The organism is Paraburkholderia sp. J67, assembly GCF_905220265.1.
GTDB lineage: Bacteria > Pseudomonadota > Gammaproteobacteria > Burkholderiales > Burkholderiaceae > Paraburkholderia.
In genome coordinates this window covers 36904-56438 of sequence record NZ_CAJMZK010000035.1, presented here as the reverse complement: position 1 = coordinate 56438, position 19535 = coordinate 36904, and the positions used below count along the sequence as shown (strand labels likewise).

18 protein-coding genes and 1 pseudogene are annotated in these 19535 nt (G+C 66.0%); 14 read left to right on the top strand and 5 right to left on the bottom strand.

Going from position 1 to position 19535, the window contains the following annotated elements:
- Positions 1-238 precede the first annotated feature (238 nt).
- Positions 239-1537, top strand: a complete 1299-nt coding sequence (gene flhB, locus U5782_RS36715) for a flagellar biosynthesis protein FlhB (protein WP_322048757.1) — start codon at positions 239-241, stop codon at positions 1535-1537.
- Positions 1537-3636, top strand: a complete 2100-nt coding sequence (gene flhA, locus U5782_RS36710) for a flagellar biosynthesis protein FlhA (RefSeq protein WP_322048756.1) — start codon at positions 1537-1539, stop codon at positions 3634-3636. Before flhB ends, flhA begins: the two co-directional genes overlap by 1 nt.
- 37 nt (positions 3637-3673) lie before the next feature.
- Here flhA and U5782_RS36705 read toward each other — a convergent pair whose 3' ends face one another.
- Both U5782_RS36705 and U5782_RS36700 read right to left on the bottom strand, forming a co-directional pair.
- On the bottom strand, positions 3674-3988 hold the full coding sequence (locus U5782_RS36705) for a helix-turn-helix domain-containing protein (RefSeq protein ID WP_322048755.1): 315 nt from the start codon (positions 3986-3988) through the stop codon (positions 3674-3676).
- On the bottom strand, positions 3985-4329 hold the full coding sequence (locus U5782_RS36700) for a toxin (protein ID WP_322048754.1): 345 nt from the start codon (positions 4327-4329) through the stop codon (positions 3985-3987). Before U5782_RS36700 ends, U5782_RS36705 begins: the two co-directional genes overlap by 4 nt.
- 423 nt (positions 4330-4752) lie before the next feature.
- On the opposite strand from U5782_RS36700, the gene flhF reads away from it, so the two are divergent.
- The 3 genes and pseudogenes from flhF to U5782_RS36685 all read left to right on the top strand — a co-directional run bounded on the left by flhF (position 4753) and on the right by U5782_RS36685 (position 8764).
- Positions 4753-6822, top strand: coding sequence for a flagellar biosynthesis protein FlhF (gene flhF, locus U5782_RS36695; protein WP_322048753.1), 2070 nt, complete (start codon positions 4753-4755; stop codon positions 6820-6822).
- Positions 6815-7597: pseudogene (locus U5782_RS36690) on the top strand (MinD/ParA family protein); the annotation flags it as partial. The gene flhF and the pseudogene U5782_RS36690, both read left to right, overlap by 8 nt.
- Before the next feature lie 435 nt (positions 7598-8032).
- Positions 8033-8764, top strand: a complete 732-nt coding sequence (locus U5782_RS36685) for an RNA polymerase sigma factor FliA (RefSeq protein ID WP_322048752.1) — start codon at positions 8033-8035, stop codon at positions 8762-8764.
- Between the two features lie 195 nt (positions 8765-8959).
- Here U5782_RS36685 and U5782_RS36680 read toward each other — a convergent pair whose 3' ends face one another.
- The 3 genes from U5782_RS36680 to flgA all read right to left on the bottom strand — a co-directional run bounded on the left by U5782_RS36680 (position 8960) and on the right by flgA (position 11298).
- On the bottom strand, positions 8960-9406 hold the full coding sequence (locus tag U5782_RS36680; protein WP_322048751.1) for a flagellar protein FlgN: 447 nt from the start codon (positions 9404-9406) through the stop codon (positions 8960-8962).
- A 22-nt stretch (positions 9407-9428) separates the two neighbouring features.
- The gene (flgM, locus tag U5782_RS36675; RefSeq protein ID WP_322048750.1) at positions 9429-9797 is read right to left on the bottom strand and encodes a flagellar biosynthesis anti-sigma factor FlgM; all 369 of its coding nucleotides are present in this window, start codon (positions 9795-9797) and stop codon (positions 9429-9431) included.
- A gap of 193 nt (positions 9798-9990) precedes the next feature.
- Entirely contained in the window at positions 9991-11298 is a 1308-nt protein-coding gene (gene flgA / locus U5782_RS36670) for a flagellar basal body P-ring formation chaperone FlgA (RefSeq protein WP_322048749.1), read from the bottom strand.
- A gap of 228 nt (positions 11299-11526) precedes the next feature.
- On the opposite strand from flgA, the gene U5782_RS36665 reads away from it, so the two are divergent.
- The 9 genes from U5782_RS36665 (at position 11527) to flgJ (ending at position 19281) form a co-directional block, all read left to right on the top strand.
- Positions 11527-12042, top strand: a complete 516-nt coding sequence (locus tag U5782_RS36665) for a flagellar basal body protein (RefSeq protein WP_322048748.1) — start codon at positions 11527-11529, stop codon at positions 12040-12042.
- Between the two features lie 86 nt (positions 12043-12128).
- Positions 12129-12554 carry a flagellar basal body rod protein FlgC gene (flgC, locus tag U5782_RS36660; RefSeq protein WP_322048747.1) on the top strand — a complete coding sequence of 142 codons (426 nt, stop codon included), beginning with the start codon at positions 12129-12131 and terminating at the stop codon, positions 12552-12554.
- 134 nt (positions 12555-12688) lie between these two features.
- Positions 12689-13348, top strand: a complete 660-nt coding sequence (locus U5782_RS36655) for a flagellar hook assembly protein FlgD (protein ID WP_322048785.1) — start codon at positions 12689-12691, stop codon at positions 13346-13348.
- A gap of 32 nt (positions 13349-13380) precedes the next feature.
- Positions 13381-14613: a flagellar hook protein FlgE gene (gene flgE, locus U5782_RS36650; RefSeq protein ID WP_322048746.1), complete on the top strand. Its 1233-nt coding sequence runs from the start codon at positions 13381-13383 to the stop codon at positions 14611-14613.
- Between the two features lie 44 nt (positions 14614-14657).
- Positions 14658-15416 (top strand): flagellar basal-body rod protein FlgF, encoded by a 759-nt coding sequence (gene flgF / locus U5782_RS36645; protein WP_322048745.1) that lies wholly within the window; start codon positions 14658-14660, stop codon positions 15414-15416.
- A 63-nt stretch (positions 15417-15479) separates the two neighbouring features.
- The gene (flgG, locus tag U5782_RS36640; RefSeq protein ID WP_322048744.1) at positions 15480-16268 is read left to right on the top strand and encodes a flagellar basal-body rod protein FlgG; all 789 of its coding nucleotides are present in this window, start codon (positions 15480-15482) and stop codon (positions 16266-16268) included.
- 117 nt (positions 16269-16385) lie between these two features.
- Positions 16386-17069, top strand: a complete 684-nt coding sequence (gene flgH, locus U5782_RS36635) for a flagellar basal body L-ring protein FlgH (protein ID WP_322048784.1) — start codon at positions 16386-16388, stop codon at positions 17067-17069.
- Positions 17063-18262, top strand: a complete 1200-nt coding sequence (locus tag U5782_RS36630; protein ID WP_322048743.1) for a flagellar basal body P-ring protein FlgI — start codon at positions 17063-17065, stop codon at positions 18260-18262. Before flgH ends, U5782_RS36630 begins: the two co-directional genes overlap by 7 nt.
- Before the next feature lie 11 nt (positions 18263-18273).
- The gene (gene flgJ / locus U5782_RS36625) at positions 18274-19281 is read left to right on the top strand and encodes a flagellar assembly peptidoglycan hydrolase FlgJ (RefSeq protein ID WP_322048742.1); all 1008 of its coding nucleotides are present in this window, start codon (positions 18274-18276) and stop codon (positions 19279-19281) included.
- Positions 19282-19535 lie beyond the last annotated feature (254 nt).

Genomic DNA, 19535 nt, shown 5'->3' with positions numbered 1-19535 from the left:
CGAACCCGTGGCCGCCGCCGAACCTCCGGTGGCGGCCATCGAGCTTCCCCTCCCGTCGCACCGTTCTTTCCCCCATTGCGCCCCCGCGCGCGCCCATCCGGCGAAATACCCGGGTTTCCCTGTCCTGATCCGCCAATCGTCGCTTGCCCGCCAGGGCAATAATCGCTCTCACTGAAAAAGGGCGTGCGCCGTCACCGCGAGGGTGGCGGACAAGCGTGTGCCGCCGACCGGAGCATCTGTGGCAGAGGACAGCGACCTCGAAAAAACCGAATCAGCCACTCCCAAGCGCCTCGAAAAGGCGCGTGAGGAGGGGCAGATTGCGCGTTCGCGGGAGCTTTCCACGTTCGCGCTGCTGTCGGCGGGTTGCTTCGGCGCATGGCTGCTCTCGGACACCATCGGCGGCCATTTGCAGGCCATGCTGCGCGGCGCGCTGACGTTCAACCACGCGGGCGCCTTCGAGACCAAACGCATGCTCACGGGCGCCGGCGTGGCCGCCCGCGAAGGCCTGCTCGCCCTGTTTCCCGTACTTGCGCTGACGGGCGCCGCCGCGCTGCTCGCGCCGATGGCGCTGGGCGGCTGGCTGTTTTCGAGCAAGTCGATCGGTTTCAAGTTCGACCGCCTCAACCCGATGACGGGGCTCGGGCGCATCTTCTCCATCAACGGGCCGATCCAGCTCGGCATGTCGTTCGCCAAGACGCTGGTGGTGGGCGCGATCGGCGGCACGGCGCTCTGGCAGCACCGCGAGGAGATTCTGGGTCTCGCCATGCAGCCCGCGCCGCGCGCGTTCGCCGACGCCTTCCACCTGATCGTCGTGTGCTGCGGCATGACGGTGGGCGGCATGTTCCTGCTGGCCGCCATCGATGTGCCGTATCAGCTCTGGTCGTATCACCGCAAGCTGCGCATGAGCAAGGAAGAGGTCAAGCGCGAGCACCGCGAGAGCGAAGGCGATCCGCAGGTGAAGGGCCGCATTCGTCAACAACAGCGCGCGATGGCGCGCCGCCGGATGATGGCGCAGGTGCCCAAGGCCGACGTCGTGGTGACCAACCCGACGCACTTCGCCGTGGCGCTGCAATACACCGATGGCGATATGCGCGCGCCCCGGGTGATCGCCAAAGGCGTGAACCTCGTGGCGGCGCGCATCCGCGAAATCGCCACCGAGAACAACGTGCCGCTGCTCGAAGCGCCGCCGCTCGCGCGTGCGCTTTATCACAACGTCGATCTGAACCGCGAGATTCCCGGCCCGCTTTACGGCGCGGTCGCGCAGGTGCTCGCGTGGGTGTATCAGCTCAAGCGCTTCCGCGAACATGGCGGCGACGTGCCGATGGCGCCGACCGACCTCGAAGTGCCGCCCGAATTCGACAAGGGTCCGGTGAGCGACGAGGCCGCCGCCGAGGAAGCCGACGAATCGCTCTCGCCCGATGAACGCGCGGCGACGAACGAGACACAGAATCCAGCGCCGAACCCGGCAACCAATTCGGCAACAAGCACCGCAGGTCGCGCCGACACCGCGCGCGACGGCAATGAAGGAGCAACGTAATGAACGCCCGCACCGGTTTCCTCGCGCGGCGCCCAGAGGTGCTGCAAGGCACCAACCTGCGCGCACTCGCCGGGCCGATCCTGATCTGCATGATCCTCGGCATGATGATCCTGCCGTTGCCGCCGTTCCTGCTGGATCTGCTGTTCACGTTCAACATCGCGCTGTCGGTGATGGTGCTGCTCGTCAGCATGTACACGATGAAGCCGCTCGACTTCGCGGCGTTCCCGAGCGTGCTGCTGTTCTCGACGCTGCTGCGCCTGTCGCTGAACGTGGCGTCCACCCGGATCGTGCTGCTCGAAGGCCACACCGGCCCCGACGCGGCGGGCAAGGTGATCGAATCGTTCGGCCACTTCCTCGTGGGCGGCAACTTCGCCGTGGGTATCGTGGTGTTCGTGATCCTGATGGTCATCAACTTCATGGTGATCACGAAGGGTGCGGGCCGGATCGCGGAAGTGTCGGCGCGCTTCACGCTCGATGCGATGCCCGGCAAGCAGATGGCGATCGACGCCGACCTCAACGCCGGCCTCATCAACGAAGACGCCGCGCGCAAGCGCCGCACCGAGATCGCCCAGGAAGCCGAGTTCTACGGCTCGATGGACGGCGCAAGCAAGTTCGTGCGCGGCGACGCCGTGGCGGGCCTTTTGATCATGGTGATCAATATCGTCGGCGGGCTGATCGTCGGCGTAGTGCAGCACGGCATGCCGTTCGCCTCCGCGGGCGAGACCTACACGCTGCTTACGATCGGTGACGGCCTCGTCGCGCAGATTCCTTCGCTCGTGATTTCGACGGCGGCAGGTGTGATCGTCTCGCGCGTGGCGACCAACGAGGACATCGGCACCCAGCTGACCGGCCAGCTCTTCACGAACCCGCGCGTGCTGATGATCACCGGTTCGATCATCCTCATGATGGGCTTGATCCCCGGCATGCCGCACTTCGCGTTTCTGCTGCTGGGCGGCGGCGCGATCCAGCTTGGCCGCGTGCTGAAGAAGAACGCCGAAGCGAAGAAGGCGGGCGCCGTGCTCGCGGATGCGTTGCCGGCCGCCGCCGCGCCGGTCGAGAACACCGAGGCGAGCTGGGACGACGTGGCGCTCATCGACACGCTCGGCCTCGAAGTGGGCTACCGCATCATTCCGCTCGTCGACAAGAACACCGACGGCGAACTGCTCAAGCGCATCAAGAGTATCCGCAAGAAGTTCGCGCAGGAAATCGGCTTCCTGCCGCCGGTCATCCATATCCGCGACAACCTGGAGTTACGCCCGAACGCCTATCGCATCACGCTCAAGGGCGTGGAAGTGGGCTCGGGTGAGGCCTATCCGGGCCAGTGGCTCGCGATCAACCCGGGTCAGGTGAGCGCGGTCCTGCCAGGTACGCCGACCACCGATCCCGCGTTCGGCCTGCCCGCCATCTGGATCGATTCGAACATGCGCGAACAGGCGCAGGTGTTCGGTTACACGGTGGTCGATTCGAGCACGGTGGTGGCGACTCACCTGAATCACCTCGTGGTGACGCACGCCGCCGAACTGCTCGGCCGCCGCGAAGTGCAGGCGCTGCTGGAGCGCGTGCAGAAGGACACGCCGTCGCTCGTGGACGATCTCGTGCCGAAGGTCATTCCGATCACGACGCTGCAAAAGGTGCTGCAAAACCTGCTGGAAGAAGGCGTGCCGATCCGCGACATGCGCACGATCATGGAGTCGCTCGCCGAACACGCGCCGCGCATGCCCGACGCGCACGACCTCACGGCGGCGGTGCGCATCTCGCTCGGCCGCGCGATCACGCAGCAATGGTTCCCCGGCAACGGCGACATGCAGGTCATGGGGCTCGATGCGAACCTGGAACGCGTGCTGTCGCAGACGCTCACTTCCGGGCCGAATCCGGGCCTCGAGCCGGGTCTCGCGCATACGCTGCTCACGCAGACCGAAATGGCGATGGGACGTCAGCAGGCGCTAGGCCTCGCGCCGGTGCTGCTGGTGCAGCATGCGCTGCGGCCGATGCTCTCGCGCTTCCTGCGCCGCAGCCTGCCGCAGCTCAAGGTGCTCTCGTATGCCGAGGTGCCGGATACGCGCAATGTGAAGGTGGTGAATGTGGTGGGGGTGGGGTGAGACACGCCTATCGTGTCACGGGCTAGTCCGACGCAAGTCAGAGCGCTTCAAGGAGGTCGAGCGTTTGCGGATGCTTTTCCACAAGCCTGATGAGAACCGCTGCCTGGGCATTGGGCTTGGCTTTACCCTGTTCCCAGTTTTGCCAAGTCCGAACGTTCACGCGCAGGCGTCGCGCCATGACGGCCTGCGACACGTGGACGGCTTCGCGTACCGATCTGATCTCTTCTGCCGTAACGTCAATCGGCGCAGGGGCGTCCAGCACCACCGTGTGCAGCGTGAGCTTGCCTTCGCGCTCCGCTACGAGGTCGTCAAATCCTTGCTTGAGCGCATCAAACAGGCGGCCTTTCTTCATTTTCGCGTCCTCCAGTCAATTTCAGCTTTCAGCATGGTCCCGAGCGCTTTCGCCTCTTGAGATGTGAGATCGACCATCTCGTCTTTGTCATAGATGAAAAACATCCAGAACTGCGCACCACCTGACCAATAGTAGTAAATCACTCTGAGCCCACCGCGCTTTCCTTTCTGGCGGCGCGTGTCCCGGTGACGCATCTTGCGTAGGCCGCCGGTGTGCCTGATGACGTCGCCCATCTCCGGGTTGGCTAACAAATCGTTCTGCAACGCCCGATATTCATCATCGTCCAGGTAACTGTGGCGGCGCTCGCGGAACAGGGGGAGTTCGACAAAAATGGCGTCCATCGAATCATGCTAATTATACGCAATTTGCGTATGGTTAATCGGCCGATCATGCATTCGATCTCGGGGGCGGTAAGTGCTTACGGCCCTCCCGCTCGCATTTCGTTCGGGAGCCATTTCCTCTTTCTTGAGCAAAATCGCGGCTTTCGGGGCTGGTCTTGACCTGCCGCAAAACACGACGCGCCTTCAAACATGGTGACAACGCGTTTGTTGCCGCGACTTCACGGTCTCGAATACCAGTGTTCGTCCATCCCCCGAATTACCCACATTTCCCCGTCCTGATCCACCGATCGTGACCTGCTCACCTTCGAAATAATTCCAACATCGGAAAAGGGTTTGCGCGGTGTGGGTTCCCGCACGGATCCCGACGCAATTCATCGGCATACGACTGGCGGCACGAGCCGCTTACCTCATCAGGGGCTTAGCTTGAACATTCGCAAATTCATCGGTGGCACTAGCCGCGACGCGCTGCGCCTCGTGCGCGAAGCGCTGGGTGCGGACGCCGTCGTGCTGTCGAACCGCACACTCGACGACGGTAATGTCGAGATCGTCGCGCTTGCGGACAGCGACCTTGCGGCGATCGCGCCGGCGGATGCGGCGCCCCAGGGTGGCGGCCAGCCGCAAGCGCTCATCCCCAAAGCGCAGCGCCTGGCGAACCCGGCGCTCGCTGCCGCGAGCCAGTCGACGAATACGAGCGCCGCGGCTGCCCCGAGTTTCGGTAACCCGTACGCGAGCGGCGGCATGCCCGACGTGTTCTCGTCGGTGTTCGGCGCGAGCCCGGAAGTGGGCGTGGAGCCGGGCGCCGCAGGTGCCGACGCGCAGGGCGACAGCGATGATGCCGATCACGCCGACGACGACATCACCGTCTCGCTCGCGCAACCGGCGCAATCGAAGTCATCGAAGTCCGCCGCCGATGCACTGAACGCCTCCTCGGCGCAGCCGTTCGCCGCCTCGCGCGCCGCTGCGGGCCAGGGCGCACAGCAATCGACGATGCCGCCGACCGCGCAGAGCATGGCCGCGCAGGCAGGCAATGCCGCGTCGTCGTTCGGCAACCCCTTCAGCACACCGTTTGGCGCTAACGCCGCAGGCCGCCAGGCGGCCAATCCGAACGCCGCGCGCGAAGCCGCCGCGCTGCTCGAACAGGCCGCCGCCGCGCAGCCGCTCAGCGCAGGCGCGCAGCGCACGATGGCCGAATCGAATCCCTGGCTGATCGACCACGCGCGCCGTATCGCGAACCAGCAGGACAACACCCGCCCGTCGGGCATGACGCCCTCCGCTGCGATGGCCAAGGGTCTCGGCGTGACCGCTGACCCGGTGCTTCCCGCCGATGTGGAGGCGAGCCAGCCGCAATGGGCGCTCGAAGCCGCTCACGCGGCCGCCCGCCGCGCCGCCCGCAGCATCGGTCAGAGCGCCGACGCAGCCGGCCCCGCACCCGGTGTCGACGCAGCAACGGGCGCAGCGGCACAGAGCACGGCTCAGACGGTGAGCGAAGCGATTCGCTCGCGCATCGAGCAGGTCGTCAACGAGACCGTGATGAACGAGCTCGCCTCCATGCGCGGCATGATGGAAGAGCAGTTCGCGGGCCTTCTGTGGGGCGAGCGCCAGCGCCGCAACCCGATCCAGGGCGCGCTGACCAAGCAGCTCTTCGCGGCCGGTTTCTCGGCGCAGCTCGTCAAGATGATGATCGACCGCCTGCCCAACGTGGAAACCGAAGAAGCCGGCATGGAATGGCTGCAGTCGGTGCTCGAATCGAACCTGCCGGTGCTGGAGGACGAAGAAGCGCTGATGGAGCGCGGCGGCGTGTTCGCCCTGATGGGTCCGACCGGCGTGGGCAAGACCACGACCACGGCGAAGCTCGCCGCACGCTGCGTGATGCGCTTCGGCGCGAGCAAGGTCGCGCTGCTGACGACGGACAGCTACCGTATCGGCGGCCACGAGCAACTGCGTATCTTCGGCAAGATCCTGGGCGTTTCCGTGCACGCGGTGCGTGACGGCGCGGATCTGCAACTCGCGCTCACCGAACTCAAGAACAAGCACATCGTGCTGATCGACACGATCGGCATGAGCCAGCGCGACCGCGCCGTGGCCGACCAGATCGCCATGCTGTGCGGCACGGGCCGCCCGGTGCAGCGCCTCTTGCTGCTTTCGGCGACCAACCACGGCGACACGCTCAACGAAGTCGTGCAGGCCTACCAGAGCGGCCCGGACGAATCGCCGCTCACCGGCTGCATCCTCACCAAGCTCGACGAGGCGACCAACCTCGGCAGCACGCTCGACACGGTCCTGCGCTACAAGCTGCCGGTGCACTACGTCTCGACCGGCCAGAAGGTGCCCGAGAACCTGTACGTGGCCACGCGCCGCTTCCTGATTCGCAGCGCCTTCTGTGTGCCGCGCGACCGCTCGCCGTTCGTGCCGCACGAGGACGATATTCCCGCTTTGCTGTCCGCGTTGTCGAATCGTTCGAACACGCAAGCTCCCGAGGTCCGGTTTGGATAAGTTCGTGATCGATCAGGCAGAAGGCCTGCGGCGCCTGCTGGCGCGCGAGGGTTCGCGGGTGATCGCGGTGACGGGCGGCCCCGGCGCGCCGGGCCGCACCACGACCGTGATCAACCTCGCCGCCGCGTTGACTGCCCACGGCAAAGACGTGCTCGTCATCGACGAATGCCTCGGGCCGCGCTCGGTGAGCGGGCTGCTTGGCGGCGTGCGCGGCGCAGGCAACTTCGCAGCGGTGATGCGCGGCGAAATGGAACTCGACGAAGCGGTGGGGCGTCACGCCCTCGGCTTCGGCGTGCTGGCGGCCTCGCGCGAACACCGCTCGCAGTACACCAGCGCGCAGTTGAACAAGGTGCTGACGGGGCCCGCCGATTTCGTGCTGATCGACGCGCAGCTCGACGCCGAAGGTGCGCTCTCGCCGCTCGCGATGCACGCGCATGACGTGCTGATCGTGATGCGCGTCTCCGCACAGGCGATCACCGATGCCTACGCCTGCATGAAGCGGCTGCATTTCGCGCATGCGATCGGTCAGTTCCGCGTGCTCGCGAACCACATCGAGCACGCGACCGACGCCCAGGCCGCGTTCGAGAACCTGGCCGGGGTGGCGAGCCGCTACCTCACGGTGTCGCTCGAAAGCGCGGGCTGTGTGGCGGCGGAACCGCATATGCAGCGCGCCGTGCAACTGTCGCGCTGCATCGTCGATGCGTTTCCGTCGACGGCCGCCGCGCGCGACTTCCGCCATGTGGCGGCCGAGCTGCCGCACTGGCCGATGCGCCCGGCGCTGTCGGCCCGCGCGACGAGCGCGGCGCGCTCGACGAGCTTCGCCGAAGCCGTCATGGCGGATAGCTGCGCGGCGACGGGCGGGGCGAGCGTTGGCAACGCTGGGGCGGCGCAGTCTGCATCGTCGGCCGCGGGGCCTGCAGTGGCGACGGCGCCCGCCGGTGTGGCGGCCGCGGCTGTCTCGGCGCTCGCGAGCGCCCAGGCGGGCGGCGCAACCCCCGCGGAATCGTTCGTTTCGACCGTCACGGGCGTTCCATCCGCGCCTGCGTCGGCCCATGCAGGATGGCGGGCGGACCCGCCCGTGCCGCGCCCGACGCCTCAGCACGCCTGACAAGGGTGGGCAGGGCGCAGCAAGGGAAACAGTAGTCGCTATTTATTTGCATGGGATCGCGGTGAGCGCGCAAGCGTGAACGGCGATCGACAGGAGAGCACGATGTATAACGCTCAAGGAAAGATTTCGCAGGCCGATGTGCTCGCGAAATATGCGCCGCTCGTACGGCGCCTGGGTCTGCAACTCGTGGCGAAGATGCCCGCGAGCGTGGATCTGGACGACTTGATCCAGGCCGGCATGATTGGCCTGCTCGACGCCGCGAACCGGTACAAGGAAGACCAGGGCGCGCAGTTCGAAACGTACGCGAGCCAGCGCATTCGCGGCGCGATGCTCGACGAGCTGCGCAGCAACGACTGGCTGCCGCGCAGCCTGCGCCGCACCTCGCGCGAGGTGGAGAGCGCCGTGCACAAGGTCGAGCAGCGGCTTGGCCGCGCGGCGAGCGAAACCGAGATCGCGAGCCATCTGGACATGCCGCTCGACGAGTACCAGTCGATGCTGCAAGACCTGCATGGCAGCCAGCTGATCTACTACGAAGACTTCGACCGTTCCGCCGACGACGAACCGTTCCTCGACCGCTACTGCGTCGATCACTCGGACCCGCTTTCGGCGCTGCTCGACGACAGCCTGCGCGGCGCGCTCGTCGAAGCGATCGAGCGCTTGCCCGAGCGCGAAAAACTGCTCATGTCGCTCTACTACGAGCGCGGCATGAATCTGCGCGAAATCGGCGCGGTGATGGAAGTGAGCGAGTCGCGCGTGTGCCAGTTGCACAGCCAGGCGGTGGCGCGTTTGCGCACGCGTCTGCGCGAGATGGCGTGGGCGGGCACGGAGAACTGACAATCAAGGCGCCGCCATGTCGGCGCCAGCAGGGAGGGGGAAGCCGGGGTGCGTGAGCGCTTCGGCTTTTTTTGTTGGCGGGTGCGCGGTGCACACAACCGCCCCCCAAAAAACAAAAAGCCGAAGCACACGCTCCGGCTTTTCCGTCTTTCGCGCGGCTCTACAGAACCGCACGCCCAACCCATCAAATCGTCTTCACAGCCCAAACGCCGGCAGGCGTCCGTCGGGGCCGTACAGCATCGTCGCGGCGCTATTGGTTTCGCCGCGCAGGATCGCCAGCGCCCGGCGGTTATGTTCCATGCGCGTGCGGATCATCATGCCGATGGTGAGATTCTGGCGTCGCGCCCGCTCGGTCGACCCCTTGAGGAGCGCCCATTGGCCCGTCAGCCGCGCATCGCCGTCGCAGGCCAACTCGATACCCTTGCGTCCGCCCGGCAGACCGAGCCCGGCCAGTTGCGCGTCGCGTGCCTTTTCGAGGCCGGCGAGGCGCTGCGTGAGCGTCGTTTTCTGCTCGACGATCTGCGGCAGGGCTTCGATGCCGTCAGCCGACGTCAGCGCCTTCTCCTCGAAGGCGAGCAGCGAGGCGAAGGCCTCGACCGCAGCGTGTTCGTCGATCAATGTGGCGAGCAGGGCGTCTTTCATCGGGTACCACCGTTAAAGCGGGTTATGCGGATCCGTCCGCTGTCTGGCCGCCCGTCGCCGGCTTGACCAGGCCGCGCGCCGTTTCCAGAATGCCATCGGCGATCTTGCCGGTGTCGATCTGAAGCGTGCCGTTTTTGATGGCGTCCTTGATCGACTGAACGTGGTTCATGTCGACGTCGGCAGAGCCACTCGCCGCGAGCGAGCGCAGCGAGGAAGAAAGCGAGGAAAGGCTCACGTTGGCGTCCGAGCTTGCGCCCGGGGCGGTCGCGGTCGTCGCGCCAGACGCCGTGCCAGCGTCAGTCGCGGTGCTTGCGGTGTCGCCTTGCTGCGCGCGCGCCACGCCATCCTGCAGCGAAAGCGCGTCATTGCGGGTGGAGGTGTCGATTTTCACGATTGGTCTTCCTGATCCGTATGGCCTTGATAACGGCATGGGGCGGCGCGAACTTTAGCCGAAAATCCCGCCGTTACACGATGTTACGTGTGCTGCCGCACATAGCCATCCTGAGCGTTTTCGGGCTCGACCCAAGGGGTTCGGGCAGCGAATCGGCCTACGGAGCGAAGCATAAACCAGGCATGAAACGACCCTAAATCTGCACCTGCACGGTCGCGGCATCTTTCACGACGCCGCTGATGATCTGTCCGTTCGCGGTGCGCACCCGCACCAGCTGACCGGGCGCGGCGTTGTTGAGCACGCTGCCTTCCGCGGAAATCGTGAAATTCGTGCCGACGGCGATCACCTTCACCGTCTGGCCGATCACCACCGACGCGGCGCTGCGCAGCATGTCGGAGCGCAGCGGCAGGCCCGACGTGATGCGCATGAGCGCGATGGCGCCGTTGGCCTGGGTCGGATCGGTGATGATGGTCTGCGGCAGGGCGGCGAGATCGCCGTCGCGCGGGACGTAGTCGGCGGCGGACAGGGCTTCGCCGGGATTGATCTGGCGCGCCGCCACGTAGTAGGTGATGCCGACGCTCACGCGGCCGATCACATAAAGCGTCCACGGTTTCGCGCCCACGCAGCGCACGCCCACGGTGGTGCGGCCGTAGCTGCGCGCGCCGGGCGGCATGAACGGTTCGAGCGCATCGCAGGCCGCGAGGCCGCGCGGAAACACCTTCGCGACGCTGACCTCGACCTTGCCCGGCAGACCGGCCGATTGCTGCTGCAAAAAGGCGAGGGCGGTGGCGCGGATGCGTTCGCCGTCTTCCTGGCCGGGCGGCACCGGGATCTGTGCGGCTTGCACCGCCTGCGCGGCCTGCCCGTAGGCGGCGGCGCTTTGCACGACAACGGGCGCCACCGCGCGCGAGGGCGCGGCAACGCTCACGCGCTGGAACCCGCCCGCGTTCCGGTTGACGTTGCCACCGATGTTGCCACCGACATTGCCGCCACGATTCACGGCTACGTTCTCGCCTGGCGCGGCAATCGTCACGATCTGAGGCGCGTCGTTGGCGGCCGCGTTCTGGGCGGCTGCCGTGCCGCGCTCGCCTGGGCCCGGAATCGAGATCATCCCGGCCTGGGCTGGCGGATTATTTTCGGTGTTGGCCGCGCTCGCACGAGGCGCGAGCAGGGCGGCCTTCGCGGCGTAAGCATTCGCGTTGGCAGCTGCCGTGTTCTTTGACGGTTGCGCGAGCATGGCGCTCATCTTCGCGGCATCTTCGCCGGCGCGGTCGCCGGGGCCGGCGATATAAATCTGCTGGCTCGCCGCATCGCTCTGGGCGCTGGCCGTGGCGCTCACGCCCAGGCCAGCAGCGGCCACCAGGGCGCCCAGCAGCGCGCCAACGGCGCCGCGTAGCACCGGCATAGCGACCAAAGAGCTGACCCAGGAGCCGACCGAACGGCCGAGCGCGAGCCTGGGCGCTGCCGCGCGGCGCGCGCGGAGGTAGGCAGTCTGCGGCATGGTCGTTCTCCCTCTATTGCATTGACACGCTTCGCATTCTAGGGGGCGCACCCCGCGCCCTAGCGTTGAATAGAGGGGCGAGTTACCGGCTATTCGTCCGATTGGTTCTTGCCTCCCCCGCCTAACATTCCTCTCCATGCGAAAAGGCCTGCGCGCTCGGTCCGTGAAAACGGATGCGCGATGAATGCGCCGACGCAGCCTTTCATTTCGTGTAACGGAGAACGCCCGATGCTGGACAAACTCGACGCCGAATTCGCCTTTGGCCGCGAAGCGCTCGATGTGCGCGCGACGCGCCAGGCGCTGCTGTCCTCGAACATCGCGAACGCCGACACGCCAGGCTACCAGGCGCGCGACGTCGACTTCTCGTCGTCGCTGGCGGGCGCGCTCAGGCAGGCTGGCGCGACGACGCCCAGCGGCCTCGCGCCCACGAGCACCGGCAACTTCCAGCCGCTCGCGCTCGCGCAGCCCGCGGGCGTGACGAGCGGCATGTCGATGGCCACCACGGAAGCGGGGCACCTCGCGGGCAACGCGAAGCTGATCCCGACCGGCGGCCCGGCCGACACCTATTCGAGCCCGGTGATGTACCGCATCCCGACGCAGCCCGCACTCGACGGCAACACGGTCGATCTCGACACCGAGCGCGTGCAGTTCGCCGATAACGCGCTGCACTTCGAGTCGGGCATGACCGTGGTGTCGAGCCAGATCAAGACGATGCTCTCGGCGATCCAGTCGGGTTCGAGCTAAGCATCGGCACCGCGCACAAGACAGCAAACGACGCAGCAAACGTTTAGGCCAGCAGCAAGACGCACCGACCCGAGGTCAACGAAACCATGCCATCCCTCATGAATATTTTCAGCGTTGCAGGCTCCGCCATGTCGGCGGAATCGCAACGTCTGAACGTGACGGCGTCCAATCTCGCGAACGCCGACAGTACGACCGGCCCCGACGGCCAGCCCTACAAGGCCAAGCAGGTCGTGTTCGCGGTCAACCCGCTCGGCGGCGCGCGCAGCGCGTCCGGCCAGCAGGTGGGCGGCGTGAAGGTGACGGGTGTGATCGACGATCCGACGCCGATGAAGCAGACGTATGACCCGGACAATCCCGCCGCCAACGCGGACGGCTACGTGAGCATGCCGAACGTCGATCCGGTGCAGGAAATGGTGAACATGATTTCGGCGTCGCGCTCGTATCAGGCCAACATCGAGACGCTGAACACCGCCAAGACGTTGATGCTCAAGACCCTGACGATCGGTACGTAAAGCCGGCGCAGGACGGGAATACACCACACGCTACCCAGCAACAGACCAGCATATCCGAGGAGAACGCGTTGACCTCCAGCAGCACTACTATCGGCGGCAGCACCACCACCGTGTCGCAGACTCTGCTCGACACCATGAACGGCACGTCGTCGAGCTCTTCGTCGACCTCGTCGTCATCGTCGACCAGCGGCACGAGCGGCAGCGATCTGCAGCAGACCTTCCTGCAACTGCTCGTCGCGCAGCTGCAGAACCAGGATCCGACCGACCCGATGGACAGCTCGCAGATGACCTCGCAGCTTGCCCAGATCAACACGGTGTCGGGCATCGCGAACCTCAACACCTCGCTCTCGTCGCTGTCGACGCAGCTCTCCGCGGGCCAGAACGCCCAGTCGGCGCTGCTGATCGGCTCGACGGTGCTGGCGGCGGGCAGCACGGCCGCGGTGTCGAGCGGCTCGGCGCCGCAGCTCGGCGTGCAGCTCACGTCGGCGGCTTCGGACGTCAAGCTCACGATCACCAACTCGGCGGGCAAGGTCGTCAACACGCTCGACCTCGGCGCGCAGTCGGCGGGCACCGTGCCGGTCACCTGGAACGGCACCGACTCCACGGGCGCGACGGTCGCCGATGGCAACTACACGATCAGCGCCAGCGCCACGGTCAACGGTCAGGCCACCTCGGCGACGGCACTCGTCGCGAGCAAGGTGGACGCTGTGATCCAGCAATCCGACGGTACTGCGGGCCTCTCGCTCGCCAATGGCAAGACGGTCGCGCTCTCGAGCGTGGCCGGCATTCTCTGAACCCGATAAACGACAGCGCGGAGTAAAAACTCATGGGCTACCAGCAAGGATTGAGCGGCCTCGCCGCCTCGTCGAACGACCTCGACGTGATTGGCAACAACATCGCCAACGCGAACACGGTCGGCTTCAAGCAGAGCGCGGCGCAGTTCGCCGACGTCTACGCGAACACCATCGCCAGCTCGGTGAACACGCAGATCGGTCTGGGCACGTCGCTCTCGCAGGTGCAGCAGAACTTCTCGCAAGGCACGATCACGACGACCGGCCAGGCGCTCGACATGGCCATCAACGGTAGCGGCTTCTACCAGATGTCGAACAACGGCACGCTGACGTACTCGCGTAACGGCGTGTTCCAGCTCGACAAGAACGGCTACATCACCGACGCCTCGGGCAACGACCTGATGGGCTACGCGGCGGGCACCGACGGCGTGGTGAATTCGGCGCAAACCGTGGCGCTGCAAATTCCGACGACCAACATCGCACCGGTCGCGACGACCAAGATCACGGCGCAGCTGAACCTGAACGCGCAGGCCACCGCACCGACCTCGACGACCTTCGATCCGACCGACTCGAACTCGTACAACTACTCGACCTCGATCACGGCCTACGACTCGCTCGGCGGCACGCAACAGGTCAACATGTACTTCGTGCAGAACGCCACGGGTTCGGCGGAAGTCTATGCCGGCGTCGCGGGCGGCACGATGACCGACCTCGGCACGATGAGCTTCAATTCGTCGGGCGCGCTGACCTCGGTCACGCCCACCGGCGGCACGGCGCAGACCAACGGCGAGTTCTCGCTGAACGTCACGCCGACCGATGGTGCAGCGGCGCAGACGATCACGCTGAATCTCTCCGGCACGACGCAGTTCGGCGGCACCTCGGGCGTGAACAACCTCGCGCAGGACGGTTACGCCAGCGGCACGCTGTCGAACTTCACGGTGGGCTCGGACGGCACCCTCACGGGCAACTACTCGAACGGCCAGACCAAGACGCTCGGCCAGGTCGTGCTCGCCAACTTCAACAACCCGAACGGCCTGCAAAACCTGGGCGGCAACCAGTTCCAGGAAACGGCGGCTTCGGGCGTGGCGCAAGTCTCGACGCCGGGCAGCACGAACCACGGCACGCTCACGGGCGGCGCGGTGGAATCGTCGAACGTCGACCTGACCAACCAGCTCGTCGACCTGATCACGGCGCAGCGTAACTACCAGGCCAACGCGCAGACCATCAAGACGCAGCAGACCGTCGACCAGACGCTGCTGCAGATGTAAGCGCGCCTGTCTCTGGGATTGTCTAATCACGCACCGGGCACATCATGGACCGACTGATCTATACCGCGATGACGGGCACGAGCCAGGCGCTCGAGCAGCAGGCCGTCGTCGCGAACAACCTGGCGAACGTCTCGACCACGGGTTTTCGCGCGCAGCTCGCGAATTTCCGCTCCGTGCCGATGTCGTTCGGCGACGGTTCGAGCGTCAACGACGCGACCACGCGCACCTTCGTGCTCTCGGCGACGCCAGGCTCCGACATGACGCCCGGTGCGATCACGAGAACCGGCAATCCGCTCGACATCGCCATTCAGGGCAACGGCTTCATGGCCGTGCAGACGGCGGACGGCAACGAGGCGTACACGCGCGCGGGCAACCTGCACGTCGATGAAAACGGCCAGCTCGTGACGGCCAGCAATCAGCAGGTGGTCGGCGGCGGCGGCCCGATCGCCGTGCCGCCGGGGTCGGCGGTGACGATCGGCTCGGACGGCACGGTGTCGGCGATCGCGCCGGGCAGCCCCGCGAGCGCCATCGCCATGATCGACCAGATCAAGTTCGTGAACCCGGCGCCGGGCGCGCTCCAGCGCGGCGACGACGGTCTCTTTCGCACCGCCGACGGCAACCCGGCCGATGCGGACCAGACGGTCCAGATCGCGACGGAATCGCTCGAAGGCAGCAACGTGAACCCGGTCGCGGCGATGGTCTCGATGATCACCAACGCGCGCCAGTTCCAGATGCAGACCAAGCTGCTCCAGACCGCCGACCAGAACGAACAGAGCGCCAACCAGCTGCTCAACTTCAGCTAAGCCTATTTAAGGCGCCGGTCTCGCAGACACGATTTGCAGACTACGCGCCGGGAGAAAGACACCGTGAACCGATCGCTCTACATCGCCGCCACCGGCATGAACGCCCAGCAGGCGCAGATGGACGTGATCTCGAACAATCTCGCGAACGTGAGCACCAATGGCTTCAAGGGCTCGCGCGCGGTGTTCGAGGACCTCATGTACCAGACGCTGCGTCAGCCGGGCGCGAACTCCACGCAGACCACCGAAATCCCCTCGGGCAGCCAGGTTGGTACCGGCGTGCAGCAGGTCGCGACCGAGCGCCTCTACACGCAGGGCAACCTGCAGCAAACCGGCAACTCGAAGGATGTGGCGATCAACGGCGCGGGCTTCTTCCAGGTGCAGATGCCCGACGGCACGACGCAGTACACGCGCGACGGCTCGTTCCAGACCAACTCGCAAGGCCAGCTCGTGACCTCGAGCGGCTACCAGGTGATCCCGGCGATCACGGTGCCCGCCAACGCCACCTCGCTGACCATCGGCAGCGACGGCGTGGTGACGGTCACGACGCCGGGCTCGGCGAACGCAACGACCGTCGGCTCGCTGCAACTGGCCATGTTCATCAACCCGGCCGGTCTGCAAAGCAACGGCCAGAACCTGGTGTCGGAAACGGCTTCGTCGGGTGCGCCGACGGTCACGACGCCGGGCCTGAACGGTTCGGGCTCGCTCAACCAGGGTTACGTCGAATCGTCGAACGTGAACGTGGTGCAGGAGCTCGTGAACATGATCGAGACGCAGCGCGCCTACGAAATCAACAGCAAGGCGCTGACGACGTCCGACCAGATGCTCCAGACGCTGAGCCAGATGCAGGTCTAAGGATCGCGTGGGGTTGGGAAGCTGAAGCAAGCGCAACAGCAATAGCAGTACGGAATAGAAGTGGTGAGGAACATGGGCCAGTCCGTTCAATTCAATTCTCGTTCGCGGCGCCAGTCGATGCGCCGGGCGATGCCGCGCGCCGCGATGGCGTCGGTGTCGCTCGCGCTCGTGGCGCTCGCGGGCTGCGCCTATGTGCCGAACCGTCAGCCGATCGTGCAGCAGCCGATGACGGCGGTGCCGCCGCAGCCGCCCACCAACACCTCGCCCGGGTCGATCTACAACCCGGGCTACGTGGGGCGTCCGCTTTTCGAGGACCAGCGTCCGCGCAATACCGGCGACATCCTCACGATCGTCATCTCCGAAAACATCAACGCGACGAAGTCCTCGGGCGCCAATACCAAGCGCGGCGGCAGCACGAGCTTCAACGTGCCGACCGCGGGTTTCGCGCCGGGCTTCTTCTCGCGCGCGAACCTGTCCGCCACGGGCGCGAACCAGTTCGACGCGACGGGCGGCGCGAACGCCTCGAACACCTTCACGGGCGTCATCACCGTGACGGTCACGAATGTGCTGCCCAACGGCAACCTGGTGGTGTCGGGCGAAAAGCAGATGCTCATCAACCAGGGCAATGAGTACGTGCGCTTTTCCGGCGTCGTGAATCCGAACACTGTTGCCGGAGACAACTCCGTGCTCTCGACCGACGTCGCCGACGCGAAGATCGAATACTCCGCGAAAGGCGTGATCGACGAAGCCGAGACGATGGGCTGGCTGCAACGCTTTTTCCTGAATGTCGCGCCATGGTGAAGATCCGTTTCCAGCGCACGCGCCGCTCGCGCGTGAAAGACCTGCTTGCCGCCTTCGGCGTGGTGGCGGGTTTCGTGTTTGCCTGCAGCGCGCTGCTTTCGTACGCAACGACCGCGCGCGCCGAGCGCGTGAAGGACCTCGTGACGATCGCGGGCGTGCGTGACAACCCGCTGATCGGCTACGGCCTCGTGGTGGGTCTCGACGGCACCGGCGACCAGACGACCCAGGCGCCGTTTACGACGCAGACGCTCGCCAACATGCTCGCGAACCTCGGCATCTCGATCAACAACACGTCGAGCTCGTCGGGTTCCTCGCAAACGCTCAACAACATGCAGTTGAAGAACGTCGCGGCCGTGATCGTGACGGCGACGCTGCCGCCGTTCGCGCGTCCGGGCGAGCAGATCGACGTGACGGTGTCGTCGCTCGCGAACGCCAAGAGCATTCGCGGCGGCACGCTGCTGCTCACGCCGCTCAAGGGCGCCGACGGCCAGGTCTACGCGCTCGCCCAGGGCAACGTGGCCGTGGGCGGCGCGGGCGCGTCGGCCAACGGCAGCAAGGTGCAGGTCAACCAGCTCGCGGCGGGGCGCATCTCTTCCGGCGCCACGGTCGAGCGCGCGGTGCCCTCGCCCGTATCGCAGGCGGGCGGCCTGATGCAGATGGAAGTCAACGACATGGACTACGACACGACGCAGCGCATCGTGTCGGCGGTCAACAACGAATTCGGCGCGGGCACGGCGTCGGCCGTCGACGGCCGCACGATCCAGGTGCGCGGCCCGGCCGACCCGGCCTCGCAGGTGGGCTTCATCGCGCAGATCCAGAATCTCGACGTGCGCCCGGCCCAGCCGGCGGCGAAGGTGATCCTCAACGCGCGCACCGGCTCGATCGTGATGAACCAGATGGTCACGCTCGAAAGCTGCGCGGTGGCGCACGGCAATCTATCGGTGGTCGTGAACACGCAGACGGCGGTGAGCCAGCCGGGCGCGTTCTCGAACGGACAAACGGTTGCGGCGCGGCAGTCGCAGATCCAGTTAAAGCAGGATAATGGCGCGCTCAAGCTGGTCACGGCGGGCGCCAATCTCGCGGAAGTCGTGAAGGCGCTCAATGCGCTTGGCGCAACCCCTGCGGATCTGATGTCGATCCTCCAGGCAATGAAGGCGGCGGGCGCGTTGCGTGCCGACCTCGAAATTATCTAAGGACGTGAAAAATGGATAACTCGAATATCGGCAACGGCAATCTCGATCTCACGAACCGCTTCGCGCTGGACGTGCAGGGTTTCGACGCCATGCGCGCGGCGGCCAATGCCTCGCCGCAGCAGGGCGTAAAGGCGGCCGCCAAGCAGTTCGACGCCGTGTTCACGCAGATGATGCTCAAGAGCATGCGCGACGCCACGCCCTCGGACGGCCCGCTCGATTCCAACGATGGCACGCAGTTCCAGTCGATGATGGATCAGCAGCTCGCGCAGCAGATGTCGAACAAGGGCGTGGGCGTGGCCAACGCCATGATCAAGCAGCTCATGCGCAGCATGGGCGGCGACGCGAACCTGAGCGGCGGGGCCGGCGGCGCGAATGGCGCAGGCGGCATCGCGAGCGCGATGCAGGGCCTTTCGGGCGCGGGCGGCAGCGGCAACGCCGGCAACATGGCGATGCTCAATGCGCTTGGCCGCGCCTACGGCAACGCCAGCGCGAACGGCTCGCTCGGCAAGGGCCAGGGCTGGGACAGCAACAGCGCGCTCACGCCGGCCGTGCGCGGCAACGGCGACGACAAGGTCGACGCCTTCGTCAACAAGCTCGCAAGCGGCGCGCAGCAGGCGAGCGCCTCCACCGGCATTCCGGCGCGTTTCATCGTCGGCCAGGCGGCGCTCGAATCGGGCTGGGGCAAGCGCGAGATCATGAAGGCGGACGGCTCGACGAGCTACAACGTCTTCGGCATCAAGGCGACCAAGGACTGGACCGGCAAGACCGTCTCGACCATGACCACCGAATACGTGAACGGCCATCCGCATCGCGTGGTGGAGAAGTTCCGCGCCTACGACTCGTACGAGGACGCGATGACCGATTACGCGACCATGCTCAAGGGCAATCCGCGCTACGCGTCGGTCATCAACGGTTCGCGCAGCGCCGAAAGCTTCGCGCAGGGCATGCAGCGCGCCGGTTACGCGACCGACCCGCACTACGCGAAAAAGCTCATGTCGATCATGCAGCAGATGGCCTGATTGCCTGCGCGCCGAGCATTTCATGCCGCGCGCCCGGTTAGCGCCCAGCAAACGTTGCCTTGGCGACGTTGCACCTGTTTTACGGGGCGATCGCGTCGAAATCGCGAAAAAAGCACGCCTCGCGCGTGCCGGACGAATTCGCGAAATGCAGATTTTTTACGCCGAAGCCCTAAATTTCCGCTCCGGCTTGCCGCTAATGCAGGCGAGATCGAAAAGAATCAGGGGCGGCGTAGACCGCCCGGACGGCGCGCAGC